At 73.0% G+C, this 25,677-nt stretch carries 19 protein-coding genes; 12 read left to right on the top strand and 7 right to left on the bottom strand.

Features of this window, described 5'->3' with window-relative positions; genetic code table 11:
- Positions 1 to 193: 193 nt before the first annotated feature.
- Positions 194 to 2,020, bottom strand: coding sequence for a glutamine--fructose-6-phosphate transaminase (isomerizing) (gene glmS / locus ACZ3TI_RS29550; RefSeq protein ID WP_465731457.1), 1,827 nt, complete (start codon positions 2,018 to 2,020; stop codon positions 194 to 196).
- A 125-nt stretch (positions 2,021 to 2,145) separates the two neighbouring features.
- Complete coding sequence (locus ACZ3TI_RS29545; RefSeq protein WP_360502223.1) at positions 2,146 to 2,421, bottom strand: hypothetical protein; 276 nt, start codon at positions 2,419 to 2,421, stop codon at positions 2,146 to 2,148.
- 215 nt (positions 2,422 to 2,636) lie between these two features.
- On the opposite strand from ACZ3TI_RS29545, the gene asnB reads away from it, so the two are divergent.
- From asnB to ACZ3TI_RS29525, 4 genes are all read left to right on the top strand, one after another.
- Complete coding sequence (gene asnB, locus ACZ3TI_RS29540; RefSeq protein ID WP_465731454.1) at positions 2,637 to 4,520, top strand: asparagine synthase (glutamine-hydrolyzing); 1,884 nt, start codon at positions 2,637 to 2,639, stop codon at positions 4,518 to 4,520.
- 295 nt (positions 4,521 to 4,815) lie between these two features.
- Positions 4,816 to 5,949: a hypothetical protein gene (locus ACZ3TI_RS29535; RefSeq protein ID WP_465731452.1), complete on the top strand. Its 1,134-nt coding sequence runs from the start codon at positions 4,816 to 4,818 to the stop codon at positions 5,947 to 5,949.
- A gap of 136 nt (positions 5,950 to 6,085) precedes the next feature.
- Positions 6,086 to 7,510, top strand: a complete 1,425-nt coding sequence (locus tag ACZ3TI_RS29530) for a pyridoxal phosphate-dependent decarboxylase family protein (protein ID WP_465731450.1) — start codon at positions 6,086 to 6,088, stop codon at positions 7,508 to 7,510.
- 77 nt (positions 7,511 to 7,587) lie between these two features.
- A complete protein-coding gene (locus tag ACZ3TI_RS29525; RefSeq protein WP_465731448.1) occupies positions 7,588 to 8,040 on the top strand; it encodes a hypothetical protein in 453 nt (150 codons plus the stop codon).
- Positions 8,041 to 8,141: 101 nt separating this feature from the next.
- On the opposite strand, the gene ACZ3TI_RS29520 is transcribed toward ACZ3TI_RS29525, so the two are convergent.
- The 3 genes from ACZ3TI_RS29520 to ACZ3TI_RS29510 form a co-directional block, all read right to left on the bottom strand.
- Entirely contained in the window at positions 8,142 to 8,432 is a 291-nt protein-coding gene (locus tag ACZ3TI_RS29520) for a muconolactone Delta-isomerase family protein (RefSeq protein ID WP_402217399.1), read from the bottom strand.
- 138 nt (positions 8,433 to 8,570) lie between these two features.
- Positions 8,571 to 8,807, bottom strand: a complete 237-nt coding sequence (locus ACZ3TI_RS29515; protein WP_465731445.1) for a hypothetical protein — start codon at positions 8,805 to 8,807, stop codon at positions 8,571 to 8,573.
- A gap of 107 nt (positions 8,808 to 8,914) precedes the next feature.
- The gene (locus ACZ3TI_RS29510; RefSeq protein ID WP_465731443.1) at positions 8,915 to 12,844 is read right to left on the bottom strand and encodes a non-ribosomal peptide synthetase family protein; all 3,930 of its coding nucleotides are present in this window, start codon (positions 12,842 to 12,844) and stop codon (positions 8,915 to 8,917) included.
- A gap of 246 nt (positions 12,845 to 13,090) precedes the next feature.
- Between ACZ3TI_RS29510 and ACZ3TI_RS29505 the strand changes: the two genes are divergently transcribed.
- The 6 genes from ACZ3TI_RS29505 (at position 13,091) to ACZ3TI_RS29480 (ending at position 20,037) form a co-directional block, all read left to right on the top strand.
- Positions 13,091 to 13,774 (top strand): GNAT family N-acetyltransferase, encoded by a 684-nt coding sequence (locus ACZ3TI_RS29505; protein ID WP_465731441.1) that lies wholly within the window; start codon positions 13,091 to 13,093, stop codon positions 13,772 to 13,774.
- Positions 13,775 to 14,067: 293 nt separating this feature from the next.
- Positions 14,068 to 15,330, top strand: a complete 1,263-nt coding sequence (locus ACZ3TI_RS29500) for a MurT ligase domain-containing protein (protein ID WP_465731439.1) — start codon at positions 14,068 to 14,070, stop codon at positions 15,328 to 15,330.
- Between the two features lie 46 nt (positions 15,331 to 15,376).
- Positions 15,377 to 16,105, top strand: a complete 729-nt coding sequence (locus ACZ3TI_RS29495; protein ID WP_465731437.1) for a type 1 glutamine amidotransferase — start codon at positions 15,377 to 15,379, stop codon at positions 16,103 to 16,105.
- A 351-nt stretch (positions 16,106 to 16,456) separates the two neighbouring features.
- Positions 16,457 to 17,482, top strand: coding sequence for a 6-phosphofructokinase (locus tag ACZ3TI_RS29490; RefSeq protein ID WP_465731435.1), 1,026 nt, complete (start codon positions 16,457 to 16,459; stop codon positions 17,480 to 17,482).
- A gap of 137 nt (positions 17,483 to 17,619) precedes the next feature.
- Entirely contained in the window at positions 17,620 to 18,615 is a 996-nt protein-coding gene (locus tag ACZ3TI_RS29485; RefSeq protein WP_465731433.1) for a 2-hydroxyacid dehydrogenase, read from the top strand.
- A gap of 246 nt (positions 18,616 to 18,861) precedes the next feature.
- The gene (locus ACZ3TI_RS29480; protein WP_465731431.1) at positions 18,862 to 20,037 is read left to right on the top strand and encodes a condensation domain-containing protein; all 1,176 of its coding nucleotides are present in this window, start codon (positions 18,862 to 18,864) and stop codon (positions 20,035 to 20,037) included.
- 55 nt (positions 20,038 to 20,092) lie between these two features.
- Here the strand turns inward: ACZ3TI_RS29480 and ACZ3TI_RS29475 are convergent, their stop codons facing one another.
- Entirely contained in the window at positions 20,093 to 21,049 is a 957-nt protein-coding gene (locus ACZ3TI_RS29475; protein WP_465731429.1) for an NAD-dependent epimerase/dehydratase family protein, read from the bottom strand.
- A gap of 277 nt (positions 21,050 to 21,326) precedes the next feature.
- Between ACZ3TI_RS29475 and ACZ3TI_RS29470 the strand changes: the two genes are divergently transcribed.
- On the top strand, positions 21,327 to 22,355 hold the full coding sequence (locus ACZ3TI_RS29470; RefSeq protein ID WP_465731487.1) for a cytochrome c oxidase assembly protein: 1,029 nt from the start codon (positions 21,327 to 21,329) through the stop codon (positions 22,353 to 22,355).
- 125 nt (positions 22,356 to 22,480) lie between these two features.
- A complete protein-coding gene (locus tag ACZ3TI_RS29465) occupies positions 22,481 to 23,068 on the top strand; it encodes a YdcF family protein (RefSeq protein WP_465731427.1) in 588 nt (195 codons plus the stop codon).
- A gap of 149 nt (positions 23,069 to 23,217) precedes the next feature.
- Here ACZ3TI_RS29465 and ACZ3TI_RS29460 read toward each other — a convergent pair whose 3' ends face one another.
- Positions 23,218 to 25,437: an NADP-dependent isocitrate dehydrogenase gene (locus ACZ3TI_RS29460; RefSeq protein WP_465731425.1), complete on the bottom strand. Its 2,220-nt coding sequence runs from the start codon at positions 25,435 to 25,437 to the stop codon at positions 23,218 to 23,220.
- Positions 25,438 to 25,677: the final 240 nt, after the last annotated feature.

Here is a 25,677-nt window from a genome sequence, read left to right as displayed (position 1 = left end):
ACGGTCCGCAAAACAGACACCACGAAGCCGCCGCCGGAGAAGAAGACAAAGAAGTCCAGCACCCCTCGACCTCGCCGCACAGGTTAAAGATCAAGCTAGGGCGCGTCTGACAGCAACACCCGGACGAACACCCGGGGCCCGGTCGTCCGCACGGCGACCGGGGCCCGGGGTGTCAGGACACCTGCGGCGACGGCTACTCGACCGTCACGCTCTTCGCCAGGTTGCGCGGCTTGTCCACGTCGCGGCCGAGGGCGACGGCGGCGTGGTAGGCGAGCAGCTGCAGCGGGATGTTGAGCAGCAGCGGGTCCAGCTCGGGCTCGCTCTTGGGGACCAGGATGCAGTGGTCCACGAGCTTCTCCTCCGGACGGCGGTGGGCGACGGCGATGACGCGCCCCGAGCGGGCCTTGATCTCGCCCAGCGTGGTGAGGTTCTTGTCCAGCAGCTCGTCGTCCGGGACGAGGGCGACGGTGGGCAGCTCGGGGCTGATCAGCGCCAGCGGGCCGTGCTTCAGCTCACTCGCCGGGTAGGCCTCGGCGTGCACGTAGGAGATCTCCTTGAGCTTCTGCGCGCCTTCCCGGGCCACCGGGTAGCCGCGCACCCGGCCGATGAACATCATGCCCGCCGACTCGGCGTACTCGGCGGCGAGTTCGGCGATCGCCTCGCTCTGCTCCAGCACCTCGCGGATCTGGTCCGGCAGCGCCTGCAGGGCGGAGACGATCCGGCGCCCGTCGGCGGGCGAGAGGTCGTGGATGCGGCCGAAGTGCAGGGCGAGCAGCGCGAACGCGACCACGGTGGAGGTGAACGCCTTGGTGGAGGCGACCGAGACCTCCGGTCCGGCGTGCAGGTAGATGCCGCCGTCGCACTCGCGGGCGATCGCGCTGCCCACGGTGTTGACGACGCCGAGCACCCGGCCGCCCTTGCGCTTGATCTCCTGGACGGCGGCCAGCGTGTCGTAGGTCTCGCCGGACTGGCTGACCGCGACGTACAGGGTGTCCGCCTCGATCACCGGGTTGCGGTAGCGGAACTCCGAGGCCGGCTCGCTGTGCGCGGGGACCCGGGACAGCTCCTCGATCAGCTGCGCGCCCATCTCGCCCGCGTAGTAGGCGGATCCGCAGCCGAGGATCTTGACCCGGCGGATCTCGCGCAGCTCCCGGGCGTCCAGGTTGAGCCCGCCGAGGTGCGCGGTGGCGAAGCGCTCGTCGAGCCGGCCGCTGATCGTGCGCTCGACCGAGCCGGGCTGCTCGTGGATCTCCTTGAGCAGGTAGTGCTCGTAGCCGCCGGTGTCGAAGGAGTCGACCTCCCAGTCCACGGTGGACGGCTGACGGTGGGTGGTGCGGGCGTCGGCGGTGAAGGTGCGGAAGCCGTCGGCACGGACGGTGGCCAGCTCGCCGTCCTCCAGGTGCACGACCTGGCGGGTGTAGCGGACCAGCGCGGAGACGTCCGAGGCGGCGAACATCTCCTTCTCGCCGATGCCGAGCACGATCGGGCTACCGTTGCGGGCGACCACGATCCGGTCCGGCTGCTCGGCGTCGAGTACCGCGATGCCGTACGTGCCGACCACCCGGCCGAGCGCGGCGCGCACCGCGTCCTCCAGCTCGACGCCCTCGGTGGCGTGCGCGGCGATCAGGTGGGAGAGCACCTCGGTGTCGGTCTCGGAGCGGAAGACGGCACCCTCGGCGGTCAGCTTGGCGCGCAGCTCGTCGGCGTTCTCGATGATGCCGTTGTGGACGACGGCGATCCGCTCGGCGCCGTCCAGGTGCGGGTGCGCGTTGGCGTCACTGGGCACGCCGTGGGTGGCCCAGCGGGTGTGGCCGATGCCGGCGGTGCCCTTGAAGCGGGCCGGCACGGCGGCGGCGAGGTCGGCGACCCGGCCCTTCACCTTGCGCAGCTTGATCCCGCCGCTGCGCGCGGTGACGGCGATGCCCGCCGAGTCGTAGCCCCGGTACTCCAGCCGGGCCAGCCCCTCCAGCAGGAAGGGGGTGGCGTCCTTGGGGCCGATGTAGGCCACGATTCCACACATGCGCGGGCTCCTCGTTGGTAGTGACGTGTGACGCGTGAACCGAATGACGTGAGGGACGCGACCGACGCGGCCGGCACACAGCTGACACAGCCGGTGCAGCCGGTGCGGCCCGCGGTCGACGGCACTCAGCCGTAGACGATCCGCCGCAGCTGGCGGGCCGAGAGCTCCGGCGCCGCGACGCGGCGCTGCGGGAGCTCTTCGGCGAGCCGGGCGAAGATCCGTTCGTTGGTCAGACCGCGTGCCTGCAGCTCGGTGTGGCGTCGGCGCACGTACTCCTCGGTGCTCTCGGAGAAGTACGCCAGCACCTCCGCCACGACCCGCGCCGCCTCCCGGGGCCCGAGCGGGCTGGTCCGGGTCAGGTGGGCGAGGAGGTCTTCATGGGGATGGGGTGAGCTCGGCACGAGTGAGGAGCCTAGGTCGCGCGGCCGCCGAAGCCAAAGATCCTGCCCGAAATCGGGCAGCCATTGCGACATTCGGCCCGGCTTCACCCCTCCGGGGCCCCCGACGGACGCCCTGATCCCCCCTTTGTTCGTCTTCCGCCGAACCCTTGAAGCGCCACCGGATCCACACGTAGCGTGATCCCCTGAACACGAAGCGGAAGACCGGAGGCTTGCTGATGTGCGGGATCACCGGATGGGTCGCCTTCGACCGCGACCTCACCGCCGAACCGGAGGGCCGGGACCTCCTCGACGCCATGAAGGGCCGGGACCTCCTCGACGCCATGACGGCCACCCAGCTCTGCCGCGGCCCGGACGCCGGGGGTGTCCTCCTGCAGCCGCACGCCGCGATCGGCCACCGCCGCCTCGCGGTGATCGACATCGAGGGTGGCGTCCAGCCGATGACGGTCGAGCGGGACGGCCGACTGCTGGCCGCCCTCACCTACAGCGGCGAGGTCTACAACCACCGCGAGCTGCGCGCCGAACTGGAGGCGGCCGGGCACCGCTTCCGCACCCGCAGCGACACCGAGGTCGTGCTGCACGCCTACCTGGAGTGGGGCGAGGGCCTGGCCGAGCGGCTCAACGGCATGTTCGCCTTCGCCGTCTGGGACGCCCGGCGCGAGGAACTGCTGCTGGTCCGCGACCGGATGGGCGTCAAACCGCTGCACTACCACCCCACCCCGGACGGCGTGGTCTTCGGCTCCGAGCCCAAGGCCCTGCTCGCCCACCCCGCCGTCCGCCCGGTGGTCGACCTGGACGGGCTGCGCGAACTGCTCGGCTACACCCGTACCCCCGGCCTGACGCCGTACCGGGGCATCCACGAGGTCCGGCCCGGGCACGTCGTGCGGGTGCGCCGCGAGGGCGTCTCGGTCCGCCGCTACTGGGCGCTGGAGGCGCGCGAGCACCGCGACAGCCTGGAGAACACCGTCGCCACCGTCCGCGCCCTGCTGGACGACATCGTGCACCGGCAGCTCGACGCGGACGTCCCGCTCTGCTCGCTGCTCTCCGGCGGCCTGGACTCCAGCGCCGTCACCGCCCTCGCCGCCCGCACCCTGCGCGCCGCCGGGGCCGGCCCGGTGCGCTCCTTCTCCGTCGACTTCACCGGCCAGGGCGAGTTCCACGCCAGCGAGGTCCGGCAGACCCCTGACGGCCCGTTCGCCCGGCTGCTCGCCCGGCACGTCGGCGCCGACCACAGCGTCATCGAACTGGACGCCGCCGAGCTCACCGACCTCTCCCGGCGCTCCGCCGTCCTGCGCGCCCGCGACCTGCCCGGCGGCGTCGGCGACATGGACGTCTCCCTGCTGCTGCTCTTCCGCGGGGTGCGCCGCCACTCCACCGTCGCGCTGTCCGGCGAGTCCGCGGACGAGCTCTTCGGCGGCTACCGCTGGTTCCACGACCCGGAGATCGTCGCCACCGAGGACTTCCCCTGGGCCGCCGGCCTCACCCGCATCGCCGGCGTGGGCTCCGGCCCGCGCGAACAGCTGCTCGACGCCGAACTGCTGCGCAAGCTCGACCTGGAGGGCTATCGCCGGGCCCGCTACCGCGAGGCGATCGCCGAGGTGCCGCACCTGGACGCGGCCGGGCCGCTGGAGCGGCGGATGCGCGAGATCTCCTACCTCAACCTGACCCGCTTCGTCTGCCTCCTGCTCGACCGCAAGGACCGGATGAGCATGGCCAACGGGCTGGAGGTACGGGTGCCGTACTGCGACCACCGGCTGGTCCAGTACGTCTTCAACACGCCGTGGGCGATGAAGAGCTTCGACGGACGGGAGAAGAGCCTGCTGCGCGCCGCCGTCCGGGACCTGCTGCCCGCGGCGATCGCCGACCGGGTGAAGAGCCCCTACCCGGTGACCACCGACCCGCACTACCCGGCGCAGCTGCGCACCGCGCTCTCCCGGCTCGCCGCCGGGGCGAAGTCCCCGGCGCTCGACCTGCTCGACCGGCGGCGCCTGGCGGACGCGCTCGCCCCGGACACCGACCCGCAGTCGATCCGGCTCGGCGCCGACCTCGCGCTCGACCTGGACGCCTGGCTGACGGAGTACCAGGTCACGTTGGAGCTCTGACTCCCCGGCCCCGGCGGCGCAGCGGCCCACCCGCCACCGGCCACTGCGCCGTCCGGGTGCGCACCGGGGTCCGTTCGGGTGAGCACCCCCACCGCTCGGGTGAGCTCCCCGGCCGTTCGGGTGGGCACGGCGGGAACCATCCCGCCGCGCCCGCACGTCGCTCCGTGCGGTAGCGTCGCCGACGCCTCCCGAATGCCGACACCTCCCGAATGGCGGGCGAAATCGTGGATTCCCGCCACCGTGCCGTCAGGATGGGAGCGAACCCGTCCACCTCGATCCGCCGGGGGATCCCGTCATGCAGCCGCGAGTCTTCGCGATTCTCACCGCCCTGCTCCTGGGCGTCCTGGGCCTCGGGTCGGTGGCCGTCACCGACTGGTCGCCCGCGGCGGCCACCGCGACCGCGGCCACCGCGACCGCGGCCGCCACGGCCCCCGGGGCCCCCGCCGACGGCGCCCAGCCGGTGGCGGGGGGCACCGTGAGCGCCACCCCGACGGGCGACCCGGCGGTGTGGACCCGCTCGACGCTGCGCAACAAGCTGATGGCCGAGATGGACGCCACCGACCCGGGCGTCGCCCTCGCCGACCTCGACAAGATCACCAAGGAGAAGCCGTACACCGTGCGCTTCTGCCACCCGATCGCGCACGAGCTCGGCCACTCGGCGGTCAAGCGCTTCAACGCGGACTTCCAGAAGGTCATCTCCTTCCCGCACGAGACCTGCGCGGCCGGCTACCTGCACGGCGCCGTCGAGGAGATGCTCAACGCCTCCACCCAGCCCGAGGTGGACCTGCTCAAGCTCTGCGCGCCCAAGAACAGCGGCCCCTGCATCCACGGCGTCGGCCACGGCACGATGTTCGTCGTCAAGCAGGACGTCGCCAAGGCCCGCGACCTGTGCAACAAGTTCCCCACCGACCAGAACCGGATCCGCTGCTCCGAGGGCCTGTTCATGCAGCTCTTCGGCCCGGACGAGGAGGACGAGCAGGCCAAGGCCAACCTGCCCGCCGACAAGCTCGCCCAGGACCCGCTCTACCCGTGCAAAGACCAGCCCTCGCTGTTCCAGTCCGCCTGCTTCTTCTACGCCCCGACCTTCTACCTGTCCTCGCACGACTACCCGAACCACCCCGAGGTCTACGCCGACGCCCTCAAGTGGTGCCTCAACGGCAAGGCCAGCGGCGGGGCGGTGGACTGCAGCCGCGGCGTCGGCTCGCGGACGATGAAGTACAACCTGGACCGCGAGGACTGGGCCGCCCAGCAGTGCGCCACCGCCGCGGACGGCTGGCAGCGCAAGGCCTGCGCGGAGGGCCTGGTCAGCTACTACACGGTCAACTACACCGACGGCGGTGCGGCCGGCCGGCTCTGCGCCAAGATCACCAACAAGGAGATGCAGGGGTACTGCCGCTCGGCGAGCGGCCTGTCCGGCTCGCTGGACTGACACCTCCCGTCTCGGCATGAGGGCCCGCGCCGCACGGCGCGGGCCCTTTGCGTAGGATCACCCGACCATCGCCTGATCAGGGTGCGCCGAGGACGCCGCGCCTCCCTCCTCCCCCGGCCTCCCTGGAGCGTTCCCCATGGCCCCCGACGACTTCCGCACCGCCGCCCACGCCACCGCCGAGCTGGTCTCCGACTACCTCGCCGAGCTGCCCGACCGCCCGGTCTGGCAGCCCATGGACGAGGCCGCCCGCCGGGCCCTGCTCGACGCCCCGCTGCCCGCCGACGGCCGCCCGCTCACCGAACTGGTCGACGCCATCGGACGCGAGGTCCTCCCGTACCCCATGGGCAACGGCAATCCCCGCTTCTTCGGCTGGGTCAACTCCGCCCCCGCCCCCGCCGGGGTGCTCGCCATCCTCGCCGCCTCCGCGATGAACCCCAGCTCGGCCGGCGGCGACCACGCCGACGTCCACCTGGAACGCGCCGTCGTCCGCTGGATCGCCGAGCTGGTCGGCTTCCCGCACCCGGCCGGCGGCGGGCTGCTCACCTCCGGCACCTCGATGGCGACCATCGTCTGCCTCGCCGCCGCCCGGAACCGCGCCGCCCGCCGGGCCGGCCGGGACGTCCGCGAGGACGGCCTGGCGGGCCTGCCCCCGCTGGTCGGCTACGTCACCGGCGAGACCCACTCCTGCGTCCGCAAGGCCGCCGAGCTCCTCGGACTCGGCAGCAGGCATCTGCGCACCGTCGCCACCGGCCCCGACGGCCGCCTGGACACCGCCGAGCTTCGAGCGGCCGTCGAGCGCGACCGCGCCGCCGGCCTGCTGCCCTTCCTGGTCGTCGCCTCCGCCGGCACCGTCGGCACCGGCGCGGTCGACCGGTTCGACCCGATCGCCGACCTCTGCGCGGAGCAGGGCCTGTGGCTGCACGTGGACGGCGCGTACGGCGCCTTCGGCCGGCTCGACCCCGCCATCGCCCACCGCTACGCCGGCCTGGAGCGCGCCGACTCGCTCGCCCTCGACCCGCACAAGTGGCTCGGCGTCCCGGTCGACTGCGGCTGCGCCCTGGTCCGCGACACCGAGGAGCTGCGCGGCACCTTCAGCCTCGTCCCGTCCTACCTGCGCGACGAAGCGGCCGGCGCGCTCGGCTGGTTCTCCGAGTACGGCACCGAGCAGACCCGCCCGTTCCGCGCCCTCAAGGTCTGGGCCACCATCGCCCACAAGGGCCGCACCGGCCTCTCCCGGGACATCGCCCGGTGCACCGCGCTGGCCCGCCGCCTCGGCGAACTCATCGAGGCCGAACCGGAGTTGGAGCTGCTCGCCGAGGTCCAGACCTCCATCGTGGCGTTCCGCCACCGCGCCCCCGGCCTCGACCCGGCCGCCCGCAACGCCCTCAACCACGACCTCCCCGCCGCGGTCCAGCGACGCGGCCGGGTCTTCGTCACCGGCGCCCGCCTCGGCGAGGACGAGATGCTCCGTGCCTGCCTCCTGAACGCCGACACCACGGAGGACGATCTCCGCCTCCTGCTCGACGAGGTCAGGGCCGCGGCCCGTGATCTCCACCCGTAACAGGCCCACGCGGACCGTAACCGCCAGGTCACGGCCGGTTCGTGGTCGGGAAACACCGGTCGGGCACGGTAGAGGCCATGGAGCACTCGAAGCCCTCTCCCCACCGTGTCCCCGGTGCACTCCGCACCCGCCGCACCCACCGCTGGCGCCGTGACACCGTCGAACTCGCCGCCGTCTTCCTCTCCGTCACGGCGGCCGACCTGATCGCCAAGATCGTCGTCCACGGCCCGGACGGCCCGGTGGTGGTGGGCGCCTCGGCGCTCGCCCTGCTCGCCACCGCACTGCTCCACACCTGGTGGTCACCACACGCCCCGCCCCCGGCCACGCTCTGGCGGGTGCGCACCACCGCCCTCGCCCACACTCCCACGGCGCTCGCCGACCACCGGATCACCCTGCTCTCCGTCCACCCCCACCCCACCACTGACGAGCTCTACCTCCGCACCGAGCCCACCGTCACCCCGGCCGCCCTGACGGCGCTGCTGACCACCACCGGCCACACCGTCCAGGACGTGCCGACCCGCATCGCCTGAGCCCCCGCGTGCTGCTGCGGGCGGCGGCCGGACCAGGCGTCGGACGGCGGGACACCGGGCGTCGGACCGCCGGAGGCTGACGTCAACGGCGAGACCGGACGTCAGGCCGGGCCCGGGTCGTTGGGGTGCGGTTCGAGCGGGGTCACCACGGCGGTCATCCATGGCCACAGCGGGAGGCTGCCGAGCACCTCCGCCCGCAGCTCCGCCTCGTCCGCGGCCCGCCAGACACCGATGCTGCGCCGCTCGCCGACCGGGCGCCACAACCGCGCCAACCGGCCGGTGGCGGCCAGCTCCCGGGCCCGGACGGCCTCGGCGGCGCGCCGCCGGTCGACCTCCTCCTCGGCCGTGCCCTCGGGGATGGCCGTGGTGATCTCGACCAGGAACTCCTGCATGGTCCGCTCCCTCCTCGCCGCGGCCCCCGCCCCCCATCATCGGCCCGGCGGCTCAGTCCTTCACCTTGACCTCGACGGCCGTCCGCGCACGGACGCCCCCTTCCGGAGAAGTCCGTGCGCGGACAGGTGGTGTGCCGCTCAGCCCTTGTCGGCGGGCTGCACGACGCAGACGGCGTTGCCCAGCATCGAGCCGAAGCCGCCGAGGAGGGAGGTGACGGACTTGCAGGCGGCGGCCTCCTGCGGGGTCTTGGGGCCGTTGTTGCCGGAGGAGGTGACGGTGGAGGTGGAGACGGCGGCGGCGGACTGGGCGACGGCGAGCGGCGCGACGAGGAGCAGTGCGCAGCACGCGACGGCCCGTACGGAGGTCTTGAACACGGGAAACCCCTTCGAACAGGAGGTGGGATCGGCGGTAAGCCGAGCCATCCCTATCCGAAGGGGGTCCCCCGCTCATGGATCCTGGGCCATCCGTGAGCGTGTCCGCGTCAGCGGCTGTCGCCCGTCCGCTCCAGCGCCCGGATCGCGGCGACGAGTTCGGCCACGCCGTGTTCCTTCAGCACCCCGTAGTGGTCCCCGGTCAGGTCGACCACGGCGGGTGGGGCGGCGGAGTAGCCGGTGCTGCCCTCGATGAAGGAGTAGTCGTCGCCGGCGGCCTTGAAGATGGTCACCGGGGCGTCCAGCCGCCGCTCGGCCAGCTCGCGGAAGCTGTACTCGAACTCGTAGGTCTCCCCGACGATTCCGGTGATCCGGCGGATCAGCTCCTCGTCCAGCTCCGGCAGCAGCCGGTGCACGGAGGCGACGAAGGTGGGCTCGTCCGCCGTCTCGGCCAGGCAGCGCTCCAGATCGGGGCCGCCGATCCGCCCGGTGAACACCCCGAACAGGATGGTCACGTACACGGGGTTGGCGTACGAGGCCTCGCGGCCCCACTGCCGGCCCTCGTCCTGGCGCACCTCCGGGTTGCCGGGGCAGATCAGCAGCAGGTTCTCCACCCGCTCACCGGCCTGCTCCAGCTGCCAGGCGGCCTCGAAGGCGACCCGGGCGCCGAAGGAGAAGCCCCACAGCGTGTACGGGCCCTCGGGCTGCACGCGGCGCAGTTCGGCGACGTCGGCGGCGGCCATCTCCCGGATGGTCGGGTACGGCGTCTCGCCCTCGTTGATGCCGTACGCCTGGATGCCGTAGAAGGCTCGGCCGTCGCTCGCCTCCCGGCCGAGCAGGCGCAGGTTCATCGGGTAGCCGCCCAGTCCGGGCCAGCAGAACACCGGCCGGCCGGACTCGCCCGGGTGCAGCGGGATCAGCCGGGAGCTGGGCGCCTCGGCCCCGTCCCCGCCGTCCGTGCCGCAGGCCCGCTCGATGCGCGCGGCGAGGTCGCCCAGCCTGGGGCACTCGAACAGCACCTGCAGCGGCAGCGCGGTGCCGAACTCGCGGTTGATCCGGTGGACCAGGGCCACGGCGATCAGCGAGTTGCCGCCGACGGCGAAGAACTCGTCCGCCACCGAGACCTCCTCGTACTTCAGGGCCTGCCCCCAGGCCTCGGCCAGCCACCGTTCGTGCTCGGTGCCCGGAGCGACGTACTCGCTGCGGACCTCGGCCGTGCGGATGGCGTCGGAGGCGGCGAGGGCCTTGAGGTCGACCTTGCCGTTCGCGGTGAGCGGCAGGGCGTCCACCACCAGCACCCGGTTGGGCAGCATGTAGTCGGGCAGCAGGTTGGCCAGTTCGTCCTTGATGATCTCGGCCGGGCCCTTCATGTGGACGGTGTCCTCGTGCATGCCCTCGCTGCGGATCTGCTCCTCGCTCACCTTGCCGCCGAGGAAGAAGTACGACGGGCCGGCGGCGATGCCGCGCTCGGCGAGGATCTCGTCGATGCGGCGCGAAGCGGGCAGCGGGTGGCCGGACTTGGAGCTGTAGCCGGAGGACATGAAGCCCAGGCCCAGGCCGTTGCGCTGCAGGTGGTGCAGCTTGGTGCCGAGCTCGATGTACTCCAGCCACTCCTGCTCGGCGCGGCTGACGGCGGTGATGCCGAAGGAGGAGCGGGTGTAGACGGACTGGTTGATCGCGATCACGTGCCGGGGCTCCACCACCTCGTCCGAGACCGGTACCAGCTCGCCGTCGGCGTACCGGTAGAGGCCGCCCGGCAGGCCGTCCACCCGGCCCTCGTGGGCCTGGAGGTAGAGCTCGGTGCACTCGGCGCGCGCCGCGCCGCCGCCCCGGACGACCGCGAAACCGCCCAGGTAGTGGTCCTCCTCGGCGACGTCCAGCCGCTCCTTGACGGCCGGGTCGAGGCCGAGCGGACGCACGGCCAGCCCGTACTCGGGCAGCACCTCCTCGAAGACGCCCAGCATGTGGCCGGTCTCGAACTCCAGCACCTCGCGGATGTTGTTCTTGTAGACCGGCTCGATGGCGCCGTGCTTCCCGGAGAAGTGCAGCGTCAGGTACGCCTCCGCGCCGGCCTCGGCGGCGCCGATCCGGATCAGGCTGTGCTCGACCGGGTGGTAGTAGTACAGTCCGGCCGCGATCCCGTCCAGGCCGCCGGTCTCCAGGTACAGCTGGGTGGCGTACAGCGCGCCCGGCGAGGCGTAGGCGTACTTGGGCAGCAGCCGCTCCTCGCTGTGGAACTGGCCGAACCAGCGCAGGATGCGGCCGAGTTCGGGGAAGCTCAGCAGCTCCAGGTCCCGGCTGAAGGTGCCGGCCGGGCGCGGGGCGAGCAGCGCGGTGAGGTCCTCACGGGTGACCGGGCCGCCGTCGTAGAAGCGGTAGGTCTTGCGGGCGAAGGTCTCCCGGCGCTGGGCCGCGCTCTCGCGCCGCCCGTGCAGCTCGACCCGCTCACGGCCCGCCAGCTGGGCCAGGTCGCGCACACCGGGGTCGGAGAGCTGCGCCTTGACCTGCAGCTTGCTGGCCTTGGACTGGTGGTGGCCGCCGTGGTTGCCCTGGTCCATCAGGGCGGCCTCGCGCGGGTTGAGCTCGACGCAGGCGACCAGGTTCTGGTGGCCGGTGCGGTCGTCGCTGGTGACGATCGCCGCCGAGCGGCGCACCCAGGTGTGCTCCTCGATGGCGCGGGCGATCTCGTCCAGCTCGACCCGGTAGCCGCGCAGCTTGACCTGGTTGTCGACCCGGCCGGCGAACTGGATGGTGCCGTCCGGGTTCCACTGCGCGAGGTCGCCGGTGCGGTACAGCCGCTCGCCGGGCGCGAACGGGGAGGGGACGAACCGCTCCTCGGTCAGCTCCGGACGGTGCAGGTAGCCGCGGGCCAGCTGCACGCCGCCGATGTACAGCTCGCCGACGCCGTCGGCGTCCACCGGCAGCAGCTCCTCGTCCAGGATGAAGCACTCGGTGTTGTCGACGGGCCGCCCGATCGGCACCGAACCGGCGCCGTCGCCCAGCTCGGCCGGGTCGACCACGTGCGCGGTGGCGTTGATGGTGCACTCGGTCGGGCCGTACAGGTTGACCAGCGCCGCCCCCGGCAGGGCGCGGCCCAGGTTGCGGGCGAGCCGCTGGGACAGCGCCTCGCCGCCGGAGAACAGCCGGGCCAGGCTGGTGCAGTCGGTGAAGCCCTCGGTGTCCAGCAGCGCCTGGAGCAGGGTGGGCACGCACTGCAGCGCGGTCACGCCGTGCCGCCGTACGGTGGCGACCAGCGCCTCCGGGTCCCGGTAGAGGCCGGGCGTGCCCGCCACCACGCGGGCGCCGACGGCCGGGGCGAGGATCTCCCACTGGGCGGCGTCGAAGCTCATCGGGGTCTTCTGCAGCACGGTGACCTCGGGGCCGAGGTGCCCGGCGTCGAGCATCCAGCGCAGCTGGGAGACCACCGCGCGGTGCTCGATCAGCACGCCTTTGGGGCGGCCGGTGGAGCCGGAGGTGTAGATCACGTAGGCCAGCGATTCCGGCGCGGGGCCCTGCTCGGGGCCCTGGTCGGGGCTCGACGCGGCGCCAGACTCGGGGTTCGGCTCGGACTCCGGGTGGGCCGCCGGGACGTCCTCGAAGGTGACGATCGCCGTCCCGGCCGGAGCCAGCCCGGCCAGCCGCTCGCGCAGGTGCTCCTGGGTGAGCACGATCCGGGTGCCGCTGTCCTCGATCATGAAGCGGAGCCGGTCCTCGGGGTACTCGGGCGACAGCGGCAGGTAGCCGGCCCCGGCGTACAGGACGCCCCAGGCCCCGGCGACCAGCTCCACCGACGGCTCGACGTACACGCCGACGCAGGTGTCGGCGCCGGCGCCCAGCCGGCGCAGCTCCGAGGCGAGCCGACGGGCGGTCCCGGACAGCTCCGGGAAGGTGAGGCCGCGGCCCTCGCCGATGACGGCCGGGGAGTCCGGCCGGGTGTGCGCCTGCCGGTCGAGCAGGGCGGTGAGCGAGGTGCCGACCGGGGCGCGGCGGGCGTGCGGGACGGCGGGGGTGGCGGCGGAGACGGACGGGGTGATGCGCATGGGGGATGCCTTCGGTGTGTGTCGTGGACGGGGATCCCGGCGTCCTGCTCACCAGGAGCGCCGGGCACGGATCCACCGTCGGCCGCCCGCTGTCCCACCCGCCTGAGGCAGCGGTCTGGACCTTTTCCACCTCCGTCCGGGACCGGCGGGCCCGCCGGTCCCGGCCGGTCCCGGTCGCGTCCCGGGCACTCGGGCGTTCACGATCACGTAACCGAGCGGAAGCGAAGCGTAGGTAGCGTCGGCCGCATGACGGCATCACGCACTCGCCCCGTACGTCTCTGGCACCGGCCCTTCCGCAGGTCGGACCGCAGGTGCGCGGCGCCCGAGGGCCAGGCCGCCCGGCTGCACCCGCATGCCCAGCACGGCCCGCACCTCCAGCACCCGCAGCACCCGCAGCCGCTCCCGCACCTCCAGCACGGCCGGAGCCGCCCGGTACCGGAAGGCCCGTCCCGGCTGTCCCTGCCGGACGGGACCGAGCTGCTGCTGCGCCCCGCCGAGCCCGCCGACAAGGCGGCGGCACTGGCGATGCACGGCCGTTGCTCCCCCGCCGCGCTGCGGCTGCGCTACCACGGCCCGGTCCGCGACGCCGCCCGCTACCTCGACCACCTGCTGGACCCCCGGCACGGCCGCAGCCTCGCCGTCACCGCCCCCGACGGACGGATCCTCGCCCTCGGACACCTGATGTGGGACGACGGCCAGGCCGAGCTGGCCGTCCTGGTCGAGGACGCCTGGCAGCGGCACGGGCTGGGCCTGGCGCTGCTGCGGCGGCTGTCGGCGACGGCCCGGGCGGCCGGGATCGGCACGGTGTACGCGGTGACCCACTGCGCCAACACCGGCCTGATCGCCGCGATGCGCCGACTGGACGCGCCGCTGGACTTCCAGCCCGAGGGCGGCACCCTGGTCATCACCGCCGCCCTGGGGTGCGTCTGACACCGAGGGCCCGGCCGCCCGCACCCACCGCCGGGCCGCTGATCATTTCTTCACCAGATCCTCACCGGGAACCCCGGGGCGGCCGCGTAGCGTCCTCAAGCAGTGCAGGCTCCGTCCGTACACCGCCCTCCTTGACGGCCCGTCAGCACCCTCCGCCACCGCGTCGCAGCAGGCGGTACGGGGTCCGGATCGTCCGGCCGGGCGACGGAGTCGGTAGGCTGACCCCGTCCCCGCCGCCCGACGGCCCGTTATCCGGTCCCGGGCGGTGCCGCAGCAAGGAGGAACCACTGAGCATGGCAGGCACCGAATCGGAGCCCACAGGCGCACGCGACGCCTCGCTGCCGGCCCGCGCCAAGATCGCGGTCACGGCCGGCCGGGTGGCCGCCGCCGTGTCCCGCAAGGCCGGACGCGGAAGCGGCTCGGTGATCGGCGGCAAGGTCGCCCTCAAGCTCGACCCCGACCTGCTCGCCACCCTCGCCGACCACCTCGACGTCGTCCTGGTCAGCGCGACCAACGGCAAGACCACCACCACCCGGCTGATCGCCGAGGCGCTGCGTGCCGCCGGCCCGGTGGTGTCCAACGCCCTCGGCGCCAACATGCCGGCCGGCATCACCTCCGCCCTGGCGGGCGGCAACGAGGCCCGCTTCGGCGTGATCGAGGTCGACGAGAAGTACCTGGCGATGGTCGCCCGCGACACCCGCCCCAAGGCGATCGCCCTGCTCAACCTCTCCCGCGACCAGCTCGACCGCGCCGCCGAGACCCGGATGATGGCCGAGAAGTGGCGCGAGGGCCTGCAGGACACCGAGGCCGTGGTCATCGCCAACGCCGACGACCCGCTGGTGACCTGGGCCGCCTCCTCCTGCAAGAAGGTGGTCTGGGTGGCCGCCGGGCAGGCGTGGAAGGAGGACGCCTGGTCCTGCCCCGCCTGCGGCGGTGTGATGCAGCGCCCCGGCGAGGACTGGTTCTGCCAGGAGTGCGGCTTCCGTCGCCCCAACCCGCACTGGGCGCTCCAGGGCACCCACGTGATCGACCCGCAGCGCGGCGCCTGGCCGATCCAGCTGCAGCTGCCCGGCCGCGCCAACCTGGCCAACGCCACCAGCTCGGCCGCCGTCGCCGCCGTGTTCGGCGTCTCGCCGCAGGTCGCCCTGGAGCGGATGCGCTCGGTGGCCGCCGTGGCCGGCCGCTACGACGTGGTCCAGTACCAGGGCCGGGACATCCGCCTGCTGCTGGCCAAGAACCCGGCCGGCTGGCTGGAGACCTTCTCGCTGATCGACGGTCCGCCCGCCCCGGTGATCCTCTCCGTCAACGCCCTCGACGCCGACGGCACCGATACCTCCTGGCTGTGGGACGTCGACTACGAGCGCCTCGCCGGGCACCCGGTCTTCGTGATGGGCCAGCGCAAGCTGGACCTGGCCGTCCGTCTGGAGGTCGCCGGGCTGCAGTTCCACGTGGTGGACTCCCTGGAGCAGGCCGTCCGGATGGCCCCGCCCGGCCGGATCGAGGCCATCGCCAACTACACCGCCTTCCAGCAGCTGCGGAAGGTCGTGGCCGGCTGATGCCGCGCCCGCACACCAGTCTTTTCGTGACGGAAGGCCTTCGAGGATGAGTGAGAGCAGCCTGCGCGTGGTCTGGGTCTACCCGGACCTGCTCAGCACCTACGGCGACCGCGGCAACGCCCTGGTCGTGGAGCGCCGGGCCCGCCAGCGCCATCTCAACGTGACCCGGATCGACGTCCGCTCCGACCAGGCGATCCCCACCAGCGGGGACATCTACCTGATCGGCGGTGGCGAGGACCGCCCGCAGCGGCTGGCCGCCGAGCGGCTGCGCGCCGACAGCGGCCTGGTGCGGGCCGCCGAGAACGGCGCGATCATCTTCGGTGTCTGCGCGGGCTTCCAGATCATGGGCCACGAGTTCATCAACGACCTCGGCGAGCGGGAGCCGGGCCTCGGCCTGCTCGACGTCTGGACCCAGCGCGGCGAGGGCGCCCGCTGCGTCGGCGACGTGCTCGCCGACGTCGACCCTCGGCTCGGTCTGCCGCAGCTGACCGGCTTCGAGAACCACCAGGGCGTCACCCACCTCGGCCAGGGCGTCCAGCCCTTCGCCACCGTCACCGTCGGCCGGGGCAACGGCACCGGTGACGGCACCGAGGGCGCCTGGCGGGACACCGTCTTCGGCACCTACCTGCACGGCCCGGTGCTGGCCCGCAACCCCGCCGTGGCCGACATGCTGATCAAGCTGGCGCTGGACGTCAACGCCCTGCCGCCGGCCGACACCACCTGGTACGACGCGTTGCGCGCCGAGCGCATCGCGGCCGCGACGCGCCCCGCCTAGTACGCCCGTACGCCCCGGTCGGGTGCCCGCGATGCGGTCACCCGACCCGCGGGCGGCCCCGGACGTACGACAATGGGGCTGCCTACTGCACACCCTCCTCGGCAGCAGGCTGCACTTCCGCGCGGGGGCGCCGACGGCGCCGCTCCCGCGTCGGCTCCTGCCCGGCCGGACCAGGGGCCGTATGCTCGACTTCGCGGTCGGTTCCGGACGTTCTGTCCGGATCGACCGGTCCTTCACCCCACGGCCGTCTCCCCGCCGCCCCGGCGCGGGAGCGCCCCGTTGCGGTGTCGGCTCGTCGTCCCAGCCTGTAGTCCGGCCGTACCTCGGTTCTGCTCGGGAGTTGCAAAGCTAATGCGTATCGGAGTGCTGACCAGCGGCGGTGACTGCCCCGGCCTGAACGCGGTGATCCGGTCCGTGGTCCACCGGGGGGTGGTCGACCACGGCGACGAGATCATCGGGTTCGAGGACGGCTGGCGCGGATTCCTCGAGGGCCACCACCGCCCCCTGACCCTGGACTCGGTGAGCGGCATCCTGGCCCAGGGCGGCACCATCCTCGGTTCCTCCCGGGTCCAGCCGAGCCACCTGCGGGACGGCGTCGAGCGGGCCAAGAAGTACTGCTCGGACCTCGGCCTGGACGCCGTCATCCCGATCGGCGGCGAGGGCACCCTGAAGGCCGCCAAGCTGATGAGCGACGCGGGCCTGCCGATCGTCGGCGTGCCGAAGACCATCGACAACGACATCGCCGCCACCGACGTGACCTTCGGCTTCGACACCGCCGTCTCGGTCGCCACCGAGGCGCTGGACCGGCTGAAGACCACCGCCGAGTCCCACCAGCGGGTCATGGTCGTCGAGGTCATGGGCCGGCACACCGGCTGGATCGCGCTCAACGCGGGCATGGCGGCCGGCGCGCACGCCATCGTCGTCCCGGAGCGCCCGTTCCACATCGACAAGCTCACCGCCGTCGTGCGCGAACGCTTCGACCGCCAGAAGAAGTTCGCGATCGTGGTCTGCGCCGAGGGCGCCAAGCCCGAGCTCGGCACCATGCACTGGGAGGAGGGCACCAAGGACATCTACGGCCACGAGCGCTTCACCGGCATCGCCACCCAGCTCTCCCGCGAGCTGGAGCACCGCCTCGGCAAGGAGGCCCGCCCGGTCATCCTCGGCCACACCCAGCGCGGCGGCACCCCGACCGCCTACGACCGGGTGCTCGCCACCCGCTTCGGCTGGCACGCCGTCGAGGCCGTCCACAAGGGCGCCTTCGGGCACATCACCGCACTGCAGGGCACCAACATCAACCTGGTGCCGCTGGCGGAGGCGGTCGCCGAGCTGAAGACCGTCCCGCAGGATCGCTACCTCGAGGCCGAGACGGTCCTCTGACCCTCCCCGTGCCCTCGCGGGCCCCCGGACCCAGCCGTACGGTCCGGGGGCCCGCGCGCATCCGGCGGGCACGCGCACGCCCCGCCCGCTAGCGTGGCCGCAGACACGTGGTCGTGGGAGCCGACTGGAGGGACCGCATGGAGATCCTCGCGTACGGGGTGCAGGCCGACGAACGGCCGCTGCTGGCACGGGCCTTCGCCGGACGGCACGAACTGCGCTGCCTGGACGTGTTCCTGAACCGGGACACCGCGCCGCTGGCCGCCGGCTACCCGGTGGTCAGCAGCAGCGTCAACGCCGTCCTGGACGCCGAGACGCTCACGGCACTGGCCGACGGCGGCACCAAGCTGATCGCCCAACGCTCCACCGGCTTCAACAACATCGACCTGGACACCGCCGCCGAACTCGGCCTCACCGTCGCCCGGGTCTCCCACTACAGCCCGTACTCCGTCGCCGAACACGCCTGGGCCCTCGCCCTGGCCGTCAACCGCCGCCTCACCCGCGCCGCCAACCGCACCCGCGAGTTCGACTTCCGCCTCGACGGCCTGCTCGGGCGGGACGTCCACGGGATGACGGTCGGCGTGATCGGCACCGGCAAGATCGGCGAGTGCTTCACCCGGATCGCGGCCGGCTTCGGCACCGAGCTGCTCGGCTGGGACATCACCGAGAACCCGGCCTGCCGGGAGCTCGGCATGACGTACGCCGAACTGCCCGAACTCCTCTCCCGCGCCGACCTGGTGAGCCTGCACGTGCCCCTGGTGCCGGACACCCACCACCTGATCGACGCGGCCGCGCTGGCCCGGATGAAGGACGACGCGATCCTGGTCAACTCCAGCCGCGGCGGCCTCATCGACAGCGCCGCCCTGGTCGAGACCCTGCGCGCCGGGCGGCTGTCGGGCGTCGGCCTGGACGTGTACGAGGAGGAGACCGGCGTCTTCTTCACCGACCGCTCCATCCAGGGCATCACCGACGACGTCCTCGCCCGGCTGGTCACCTTCCCCCAGGTCCTGGTCACCAGCCACCAGGCCTACTTCACCCGCACCGCCGTCGGCCAGATCATCGACGCCACCGCCCGCAACGTCGACGACTTCGCCGCCGGCCGTACCAACGAGAACACCCTCGTCCCCGGGGCCTGACCCCGCGGGGTTGCCGGCGAGGCGCAGCGCGGCTCGACCTCGATCGGCACCGGGAGCCGATCCACCAGGGGGTAGTAGCCGACCAGCGCCCAGAGCCGGCCGTCGGGCCGGGTCTGGGCAGCAGCGGGGCGTGTCCGGACTGCGTACGCAGCGCGGCGTCGACCAGGTCCACGCCGGAGGCCTGGCGGACGATGGTGCAGATGCCGCCGCCGCCGGGCCGGGCCGCGAGCGCCCCTGTCACCGGTCGTGGTCAACTATCACGGCCGCGTCGACGGGTCCATCCCCGACGTCGGCCCCTTCACGGTGTCCTCGGAGCGTCTCGGCAGCGAGAAGGACCCGGCGTACCCGAGGCCCAGGCCGATCGAGGTCGAGGCGGCCGTCCGGGACGGGGTGCTCGAGGTCGAATGGATCTATCCGTCGAACCGGCTGAGCGGGCGTACCGTCGCGCAGCTGGCCGACGCCTTCCTCGAGAACCTCAGGGACCTGACGCGTCACTGCGTGGAGAACCCCGGCGGGTACACGCCGTCGGACTTCCCGCTGGTCCGGCTCACCCAGAAGGAGGTCGACCGGCTGGTCGAGGCCGGCGAGGTCGAGGACGTCTACCCGCTCACCGCCGTGCAGGAGGGGCTGCTGTTCCACAGCCTCATCACGCCCGAGGAGGACATGTACCTCGGCAGGCGCTCCTACCGCCTGGACGGTCGGGTCGACCGGGAGGCGTTCGCCGAGGCCTGGCGCGAGCTCGGTCGGCGGCACCCCGCGCTGCGCAGCACGATCGTGTGGGACGGTCTCGGCCAGCCGGTCCAGGTGGTGCGGGCGGGCGAGGACCTGCGGGTGGCGGACTCGGTGCGGTCGGGCGGGTTCGACCTGGCCGAGGCCGCCCCGATCGAGGTCGCGCTGATCCCGGACGGGGACGCGATGCGGGTCGAACTCTCCTACCACCACATCATCGTGGACGGCTGGAGCATGTCGACGATCGTCACCGAGGTCCTGGAGATCTACCACGCACGCATGGTGGGCCCGCTGATCAGCACGCTGCCGGTCCGGGTGAGGGTCGAGCCGGGGCGTGGCGCCCGCGCCTGGCTGTCCGAGCTGCAGAGCCGGAACGCGGAGCTGCGCGAGCACGCGGCGGTCTCTCTCGCGGACCTGCAACGGCTGACGGCGATGCCTCCCGGCGAGCCCCTGTTCGACCACATCCTCGTCGTGGAGAACTTCCCCAGGCCGGTGATCGCCGGGGCGACCGCGTCGCTGACCGCGGTACGTGAGGTCGAGCGGACCGGATACCCGGTGACGCTCGGTGTGATCGACGCCGACCCGATCCGCATCCAGGTGCTCTACGAGCAGGCGGACTGCGACCCGGAGTTCGCCCTCGGCCTGGCCGAGGACCTGATGCGGGCCTTCGCCGGGTTCTGCCGGCAGTCCTGACCGTCCGTCCGCGTCCTCCGGCGCTGCACCGCGCCGGAGGACGCGCGCGTCCGGGTCAGGGCATGAGCGCCGCCCGGTACCAGGCGGCGGCCTCCGGGAGGCGGGTGAGCGGGCCGGGGCCGGGCGGGCAGGAGGCGAGGCGCCAGATCTCCTCGCTGAGGTACCAGTGGTCGCGGGCGACCAGGGCGAGCTGGCGCTCGGAGACCCGGCCGGGCGCGGCGGCCAGCAGCCGGCGGCACTCCTCCCAGGGCACGGCCGGACCGTCCGGGGCGGCCACCAGGCCGAGGTCGGCGAGGGCGGCGACCAGGTCGCCGGACCGGACCGGGTCGGGGTGGGAGGCGTGGTGGACGCCGGGCGGGGCGGTGTGGTCGTCCAGGGCGAGCGCGGTGATCAGCCGGGCCAGGTCGGTGCGCTCCACGAGGGAGAGCCGGGCCTCGCCGCCCTCCCAGCGGACCGGCACGCGCCGGACCAGCTCGGCCAGGGCGGGCACCACCCAGCGGTCACCCGTCCCGGTCACCAGGCCGGGGCGCAGCACGTGCGCGCCGGCGTCCAGGGCGTGGCGCTCGCCGAGCAGCCGGGTGCGGCTGGCCTCGGACACCGGGGCGGGCGGCACCTCGTCGACCGTGATGCCGGTGTGCGGGCCCGCGCCGTACACCGCCGACGTCGAGAGGTGGACGATCCGGCGCACCCCGGCGCCGGTGGCGGCCGCCATCAGCGCCGCCGTGCCGCGGACGTTCACCGCCTCGCAGTCCTGGGTGCTGCCGTCGACCCGGGAGGCCAGGTGGACCAGTACGTCGGTGCCCTCGCACAGCTCCGGCAGCCCGGCCCCGGCGGCGAGGTCGCCCGGCACCCAGGCGGTGCCGGGTTCGGCGGCGGTCGCCTCCGGCGCCCGGCGGGCCAGCGCGCGCACCCGGACACCGCGCGCCGTGAGCGCCGCCCGTACCGCGGAGCCGATGAACCCGGTCGCTCCGGTCAGCGCGACCGTGGTCCGCGCCTCCGGTCCCCGTTCCACCGCCGGTCCCCGCCCCACCGCCGTACGCGGTGCCGTCGTCGTGCCTGGTCGCGTCACCATGCCTGGGCCTCCCTTCCGACCGGTCGGTCAGTCTAGGGCCTGCCCGACGGGCCCGTCCGACGGGGAGAGGGGGTGACGCCCGTACGGAGGGGGTGGGGGCACGGCCCGAGGTAAGGCCCACCTAGGCTGTATGCCAAGCAAAACGGGCGAACCGGACCCACTCCGGGGCCACGAGGACGGAAAGCAGGACCCGCCGATGGGCGACGGAATGTCAGGCATGCACCACCACGGCGGGATGACCCGACTAGGCCCGTTCAGCTTCTCGAGCGTGGGGACCTGGTCCCCGGACTGGGTGTTCCTGCTCGCCGGCCTGGTCGTCCTGGGGCTCTACGCCGCGGCCGTGGTCCGCCTCCGCCGGCGTGGCGACCGCTGGCCGATCGGCCGGATGGTCGGCTGGACGGCCGGCGTGCTCAGCATGCTGCTGGTGACCTGCACCGGGCTGAACGACTACGGCATGGTGCTGTTCAGCGCGCACATGATCCAGCACATGGTGCTGTCCATGCTGACGCCGATCCTGCTGCTGCTCGGCGCCCCGATCACGCTGGCGCTGCGCGCGCTGCGCCCGGCCGGCAAGGGCCGCCCGCGCGGTCCGCGCGAGCTCCTGGTGGCGCTGCTGCATAGCCGGTACGTCCGGGTGATCTCGCACCCCGCGTTCACCATCCCGTTGTTCATCGCGAGCCTGTACGGGGTCTACTTCACCCCGCTCTTCGACTTCCTGATGCAGTACCGCGCCGGGCACATCGTCATGATGGTGCACTTCCTGTTCACCGGTCTGGCCTTCTTCTGGCCGATCATGGGCGTGGACCCGGGCCCGCACCGCCCCGGTCATGTGATGCGGATCATCGAGCTGTTCATGGGGATGCCGTTCCACGCCTTCTTCGGCGTGGCGGTGATGATGGCCGCCCACCCGCTGGTCACCACCTTCACCGCGGAGGGCGCACCGGCCGGGACGAACCTGCTGGAGGACCAGAAGCTGGCCGGCGGCATCACCTGGGCGTTCGGCGAGATCCCGACCGCGATCGTGCTGATCGCCCTGGTCTACCAGTGGATGGGCTCCGAGCAGCGGCAGGCCAGGCGCCGCGACCGCGCCGAGGACCGGTCCGGCGACGCCGAGCTGGAGGCGTACAACGCCTACCTGGCCTCGCTGCACAAGCGCGACCGGCGCCCGGGCGCAGGCGCGGGCACGGCCCCCGCCGCACCGGCCGCCCCCGCCGCACCGGCCTCACCGGCCGCCGAGGCGGGCTGAGCACGGCGCCGACGCACCGCGGAACCCCCGTTCCCGAGAACCCCCGTTCCACCCGCGGAACGGGGGTTCCGTCGTTCCCGGGCCGGCACCGGAACGGCAGTTCCGTCGAACACGTTCGAACGGATATGCACGCCCTGCTGATCGTCGCCGTCCTGCTCTGCGGGTACGTCCTGCTCTGGCTGCTCGGCTTCCTCGGCCTCGCGCTGCACCAGCGCCGCCGGCCCGCCCCCGTCGGTGCCGACTACCTGGTCGTGCTGGGCGCCGCACTGGACGGCTGCGAGCCCGGGCCCGCGCTGACGGCCCGGCTGGACGCCGCGCTGGAACGTCTCGCCGCCGAGGAGGCCGCCGGGTACGCCCCGCTGCTCCTGGTGACCGGCGGCAAGGGCCCGCACGAACAGTGCACCGAGGCCGCCTCGATGGCCCGCTACCTGGTCGCCCGGGGCGTCCCGGCCGAGCGGATCCGGCGCGAGGAGCGGGCCGCGAACACCGCCGAGAACCTCCGCTTCAGCGCCGCCCTGATGGCCGCCGAGCGCCCCGGCTACCGCTGCACCGTGGTCACCAACGGCTTCCACACCGTCCGCTCCGCGCTCGCCGCCCGCCGGGCCGGCGCCCCGGCCGAGGTGATCGGCGCGGACGGTCCGCTGGCGCACGGCCCGTACCTGCTGCTGCGCGAGGCCGTCGGCACCGCGCTGGCCCTGCTCGGCCGTCCCTGAACCGAACGGGGGCGGGGCGGAACGCGGGGAGGCCCCCGGGTCCGCTCTCACGGACCCGGGGGCCTCCCGGTGGTTCGGCCCGACCCGGCTCGACCCGACCCGGTTCGACCCGGTTCGGCCAGGTTCGGCCAAGTTCGGCTCGGCCAGGTTCAGCCGAGGTTGGCGAGCGCCTCGTTGAAGGTCTTCGACGGGCGCATCACGGCCGCGGCCTTGGCCGGGTCCGGCTGGTAGTAGCCGCCGAGGTCGACCGCCGAACCCTGGACGGCGATCAGCTCCTCCACGATGGCCTGCTCCTGCTCGGTCAGCGTCTTCGCCAGGCCCTCGAAGGCCTGGGCCAGCTCGGCGTCGGCGGTCTGCTTGGCCAGCTCCTGGGCCCAGTAGGTGGCCAGGTAGAAGTGGCTGCCGCGGTTGTCGATGCCACCGAGGCGGCGGCTCGGCGACTTGTCCTCGTTGAGGAAGGTGCCGGTGGCGCGGTCCAGGGTGTCGGCCAGCACCTGGGCGCGGGCGTTGCCGGTGGTGGAGGCCAGGTGCTCGAAGCTGGCGGCCAGCGCGAAGAACTCGCCCAGGCTGTCCCAGCGCAGGTAGTTCTCCTTGACCAGCTGCTGGACGTGCTTCGGGGCGGAGCCGCCGGCGCCGGTCTCGAACAGGCCGCCGCCCGCCATCAGCGGGACGACCGACAGCATCTTGGCGCTGGTGCCCAGCTCCAGGATCGGGAACAGGTCGGTCAGGTAGTCGCGCAGCACGTTGCCGGTGACCGAGATGGTGTTCTCGCCGCGGCGGATGCGCTCCAGCGACAGCTTGGTGGCCTCGACCGGGGACTTGATCTCGATCTGCAGGCCGGTGGTGTCGTGCTCCGGCAGATAGCGCCGGACCTTCTCGATCAGCGCCGCGTCGTGGGCGCGGTTCTCGTCCAGCCAGAACACCGCCGGGTCACCGGTGGCGCGGGCGCGGGTGACGGCCAGCTTGACCCAGTCCTGGATCGGCGCGTCCTTGGTCTGGCAGGCGCGGAAGATGTCGCCCGGCTGGACGACCTGCTCAAGGACGACGTTGCCCTCGGCGTCGACCAGGCGGACGGTGCCGGCGGCCTCGATCTCGAAGGTCTTGTCGTGGCTGCCGTACTCCTCGGCCTTCTGGGCCATCAGGCCGACGTTCGGGACCGAGCCGATGGTGGCCGGGTCCAGGGCGCCGTTGGCGCGGCAGTCGTCGATGACGGCCTGGTACACGCCGGCGTAGCTGTGGTCCGGAAGCACCGCGAGGGTGTCGGCCTCCTGGCCGTCCGGGCCCCACATGTGGCCGGAGGTGCGGATCATGGCCGGCATCGAGGCGTCGACGATGACGTCGCTCGGCACGTGCAGGTTGGTGATGCCCTTGTCCGAGTCGACCATGGCCAGGGCCGGGCCCTCGGCGAGCTCGGCGTCGAAGGAGGCCTTGATCTCGGCGCCGTTCGGCAGCGCTTCCAGGCCGGCCAGGATGCCGCCGAGGCCGTTGTTCGGGTTCAGACCGGCGCCGGCCAGCACCTCGCCGTACGCGGCGAAGGTCTTCGGGAAGAAGGCGCGGACCACGTGGCCGAAGACGATCGGGTCGGAGACCTTCATCATGGTGGCCTTGAGGTGCACCGAGAACAGCACGCCCTCGGCCTTGGCACGGGCGACCTGGGCGGCCAGGAACTCGTTCAGGGCGGCGGCGCGCATCACCGAGGCGTCGACGACCTCGCCGGCCAGCACCGGCACCTTCTCGCGCAGCACGGTGGTGGTGCCGTCCTCGGCGAGCAGCTCGATGCGCAGGGCGCCGTCGGCGGCGATCACGGCCGACTTCTCGGTGCTCGCGAAGTCGTTCTCGCTCATGGTGGCGACATTGGTCTTGGACTCGGCGGTCCAGGCACCCATGCGGTGCGGGTGGGTCTTGGCGTAGTTCTTGACCGACTGCGGGGCGCGACGGTCCGAGTTGCCCTCGCGCAGGACCGGGTTGACGGCGCTGCCCTTGACCTTGTCGTAACGGGCGCGGACGTCCTTGTCCTCGTCGGTCTGCGGGTCGTCCGGGTAGTCCGGCAGGGCGTAGCCCTGGGCCTGCAGCTCGGCGATGGCGGCCTTCAGCTGCGGCACGGAGGCCGAGATGTTCGGCAGCTTGATGATGTTGGCACTCGGGGTCTTGGCCAGCTCACCCAGCTCGGCCAGGGCGTCGCCGATCCGCTGCTCCTCGGTCAGACGCTCCGGGAAGCTCGCGATGATCCGCCCGGCCAGGGAGATGTCGCGGGTCTCCACCCGCACACCCGCGGTCGAGGCGTAGGCCTGGACCACCGGCAGGAACGAGTAGGTCGCCAGGGCCGGAGCCTCGTCGGTGTGCGTATAGATGATGGTCGAGTCAGTCATCGGTACTCCGCTTCACGTCTCCAACGTCTTGACGTCAAGATATCTCGTCACGGGCCCCTCGCTCCACCTCCCCCCGTCCCGGAGCGCGCACCGGCCCTCCCGGGGGCACTCCGGCGGCCGCGACCGGGGGCAGGATCCACGGTCGTACCGGGCGGGACGCGGGGCAACCGGAGCCACTCGGGCCACTGGTGTAGTCCACCCGGGTGAACCGGACGTCAGGAGTGCGTCAACGCACCACCC

Source organism: Kitasatospora sp. NPDC023120, from assembly GCF_055560835.1.
This window is presented reverse-complemented; position numbering and strand designations above follow the sequence as displayed.

What these genes read in the sequence shown, in the direction of transcription:
- glmS (WP_465731457.1), bottom strand. Translation starts at nt 2,020, where the DNA reads ATGTGTGGAATCGTGGCCTACATCGGCCCCAAGGACGCCACCCCCTTC.
- asnB (WP_465731454.1), top strand. Translation starts at nt 2,637, where the DNA reads ATGTGCGGGATCACCGGATGGGTCGCCTTCGACCGCGACCTCACCGCC.
- ACZ3TI_RS29535 (WP_465731452.1), top strand. Translation starts at nt 4,816, where the DNA reads ATGCAGCCGCGAGTCTTCGCGATTCTCACCGCCCTGCTCCTGGGCGTC.
- ACZ3TI_RS29530 (WP_465731450.1), top strand. Translation starts at nt 6,086, where the DNA reads ATGGCCCCCGACGACTTCCGCACCGCCGCCCACGCCACCGCCGAGCTG.
- ACZ3TI_RS29525 (WP_465731448.1), top strand. Translation starts at nt 7,588, where the DNA reads ATGGAGCACTCGAAGCCCTCTCCCCACCGTGTCCCCGGTGCACTCCGC.
- ACZ3TI_RS29520 (WP_402217399.1), bottom strand. Translation starts at nt 8,432, where the DNA reads ATGCAGGAGTTCCTGGTCGAGATCACCACGGCCATCCCCGAGGGCACG.
- ACZ3TI_RS29510 (WP_465731443.1), bottom strand. Translation starts at nt 12,844, where the DNA reads ATGCGCATCACCCCGTCCGTCTCCGCCGCCACCCCCGCCGTCCCGCAC.
- ACZ3TI_RS29505 (WP_465731441.1), top strand. Translation starts at nt 13,091, where the DNA reads ATGACGGCATCACGCACTCGCCCCGTACGTCTCTGGCACCGGCCCTTC.
- ACZ3TI_RS29500 (WP_465731439.1), top strand. Translation starts at nt 14,068, where the DNA reads ATGGCAGGCACCGAATCGGAGCCCACAGGCGCACGCGACGCCTCGCTG.
- ACZ3TI_RS29495 (WP_465731437.1), top strand. Translation starts at nt 15,377, where the DNA reads ATGAGTGAGAGCAGCCTGCGCGTGGTCTGGGTCTACCCGGACCTGCTC.
- ACZ3TI_RS29490 (WP_465731435.1), top strand. Translation starts at nt 16,457, where the DNA reads ATGCGTATCGGAGTGCTGACCAGCGGCGGTGACTGCCCCGGCCTGAAC.
- ACZ3TI_RS29485 (WP_465731433.1), top strand. Translation starts at nt 17,620, where the DNA reads ATGGAGATCCTCGCGTACGGGGTGCAGGCCGACGAACGGCCGCTGCTG.
- ACZ3TI_RS29470 (WP_465731487.1), top strand. Translation starts at nt 21,327, where the DNA reads ATGCACCACCACGGCGGGATGACCCGACTAGGCCCGTTCAGCTTCTCG.
- ACZ3TI_RS29465 (WP_465731427.1), top strand. Translation starts at nt 22,481, where the DNA reads ATGCACGCCCTGCTGATCGTCGCCGTCCTGCTCTGCGGGTACGTCCTG.
- ACZ3TI_RS29460 (WP_465731425.1), bottom strand. Translation starts at nt 25,437, where the DNA reads ATGACTGACTCGACCATCATCTATACGCACACCGACGAGGCTCCGGCC.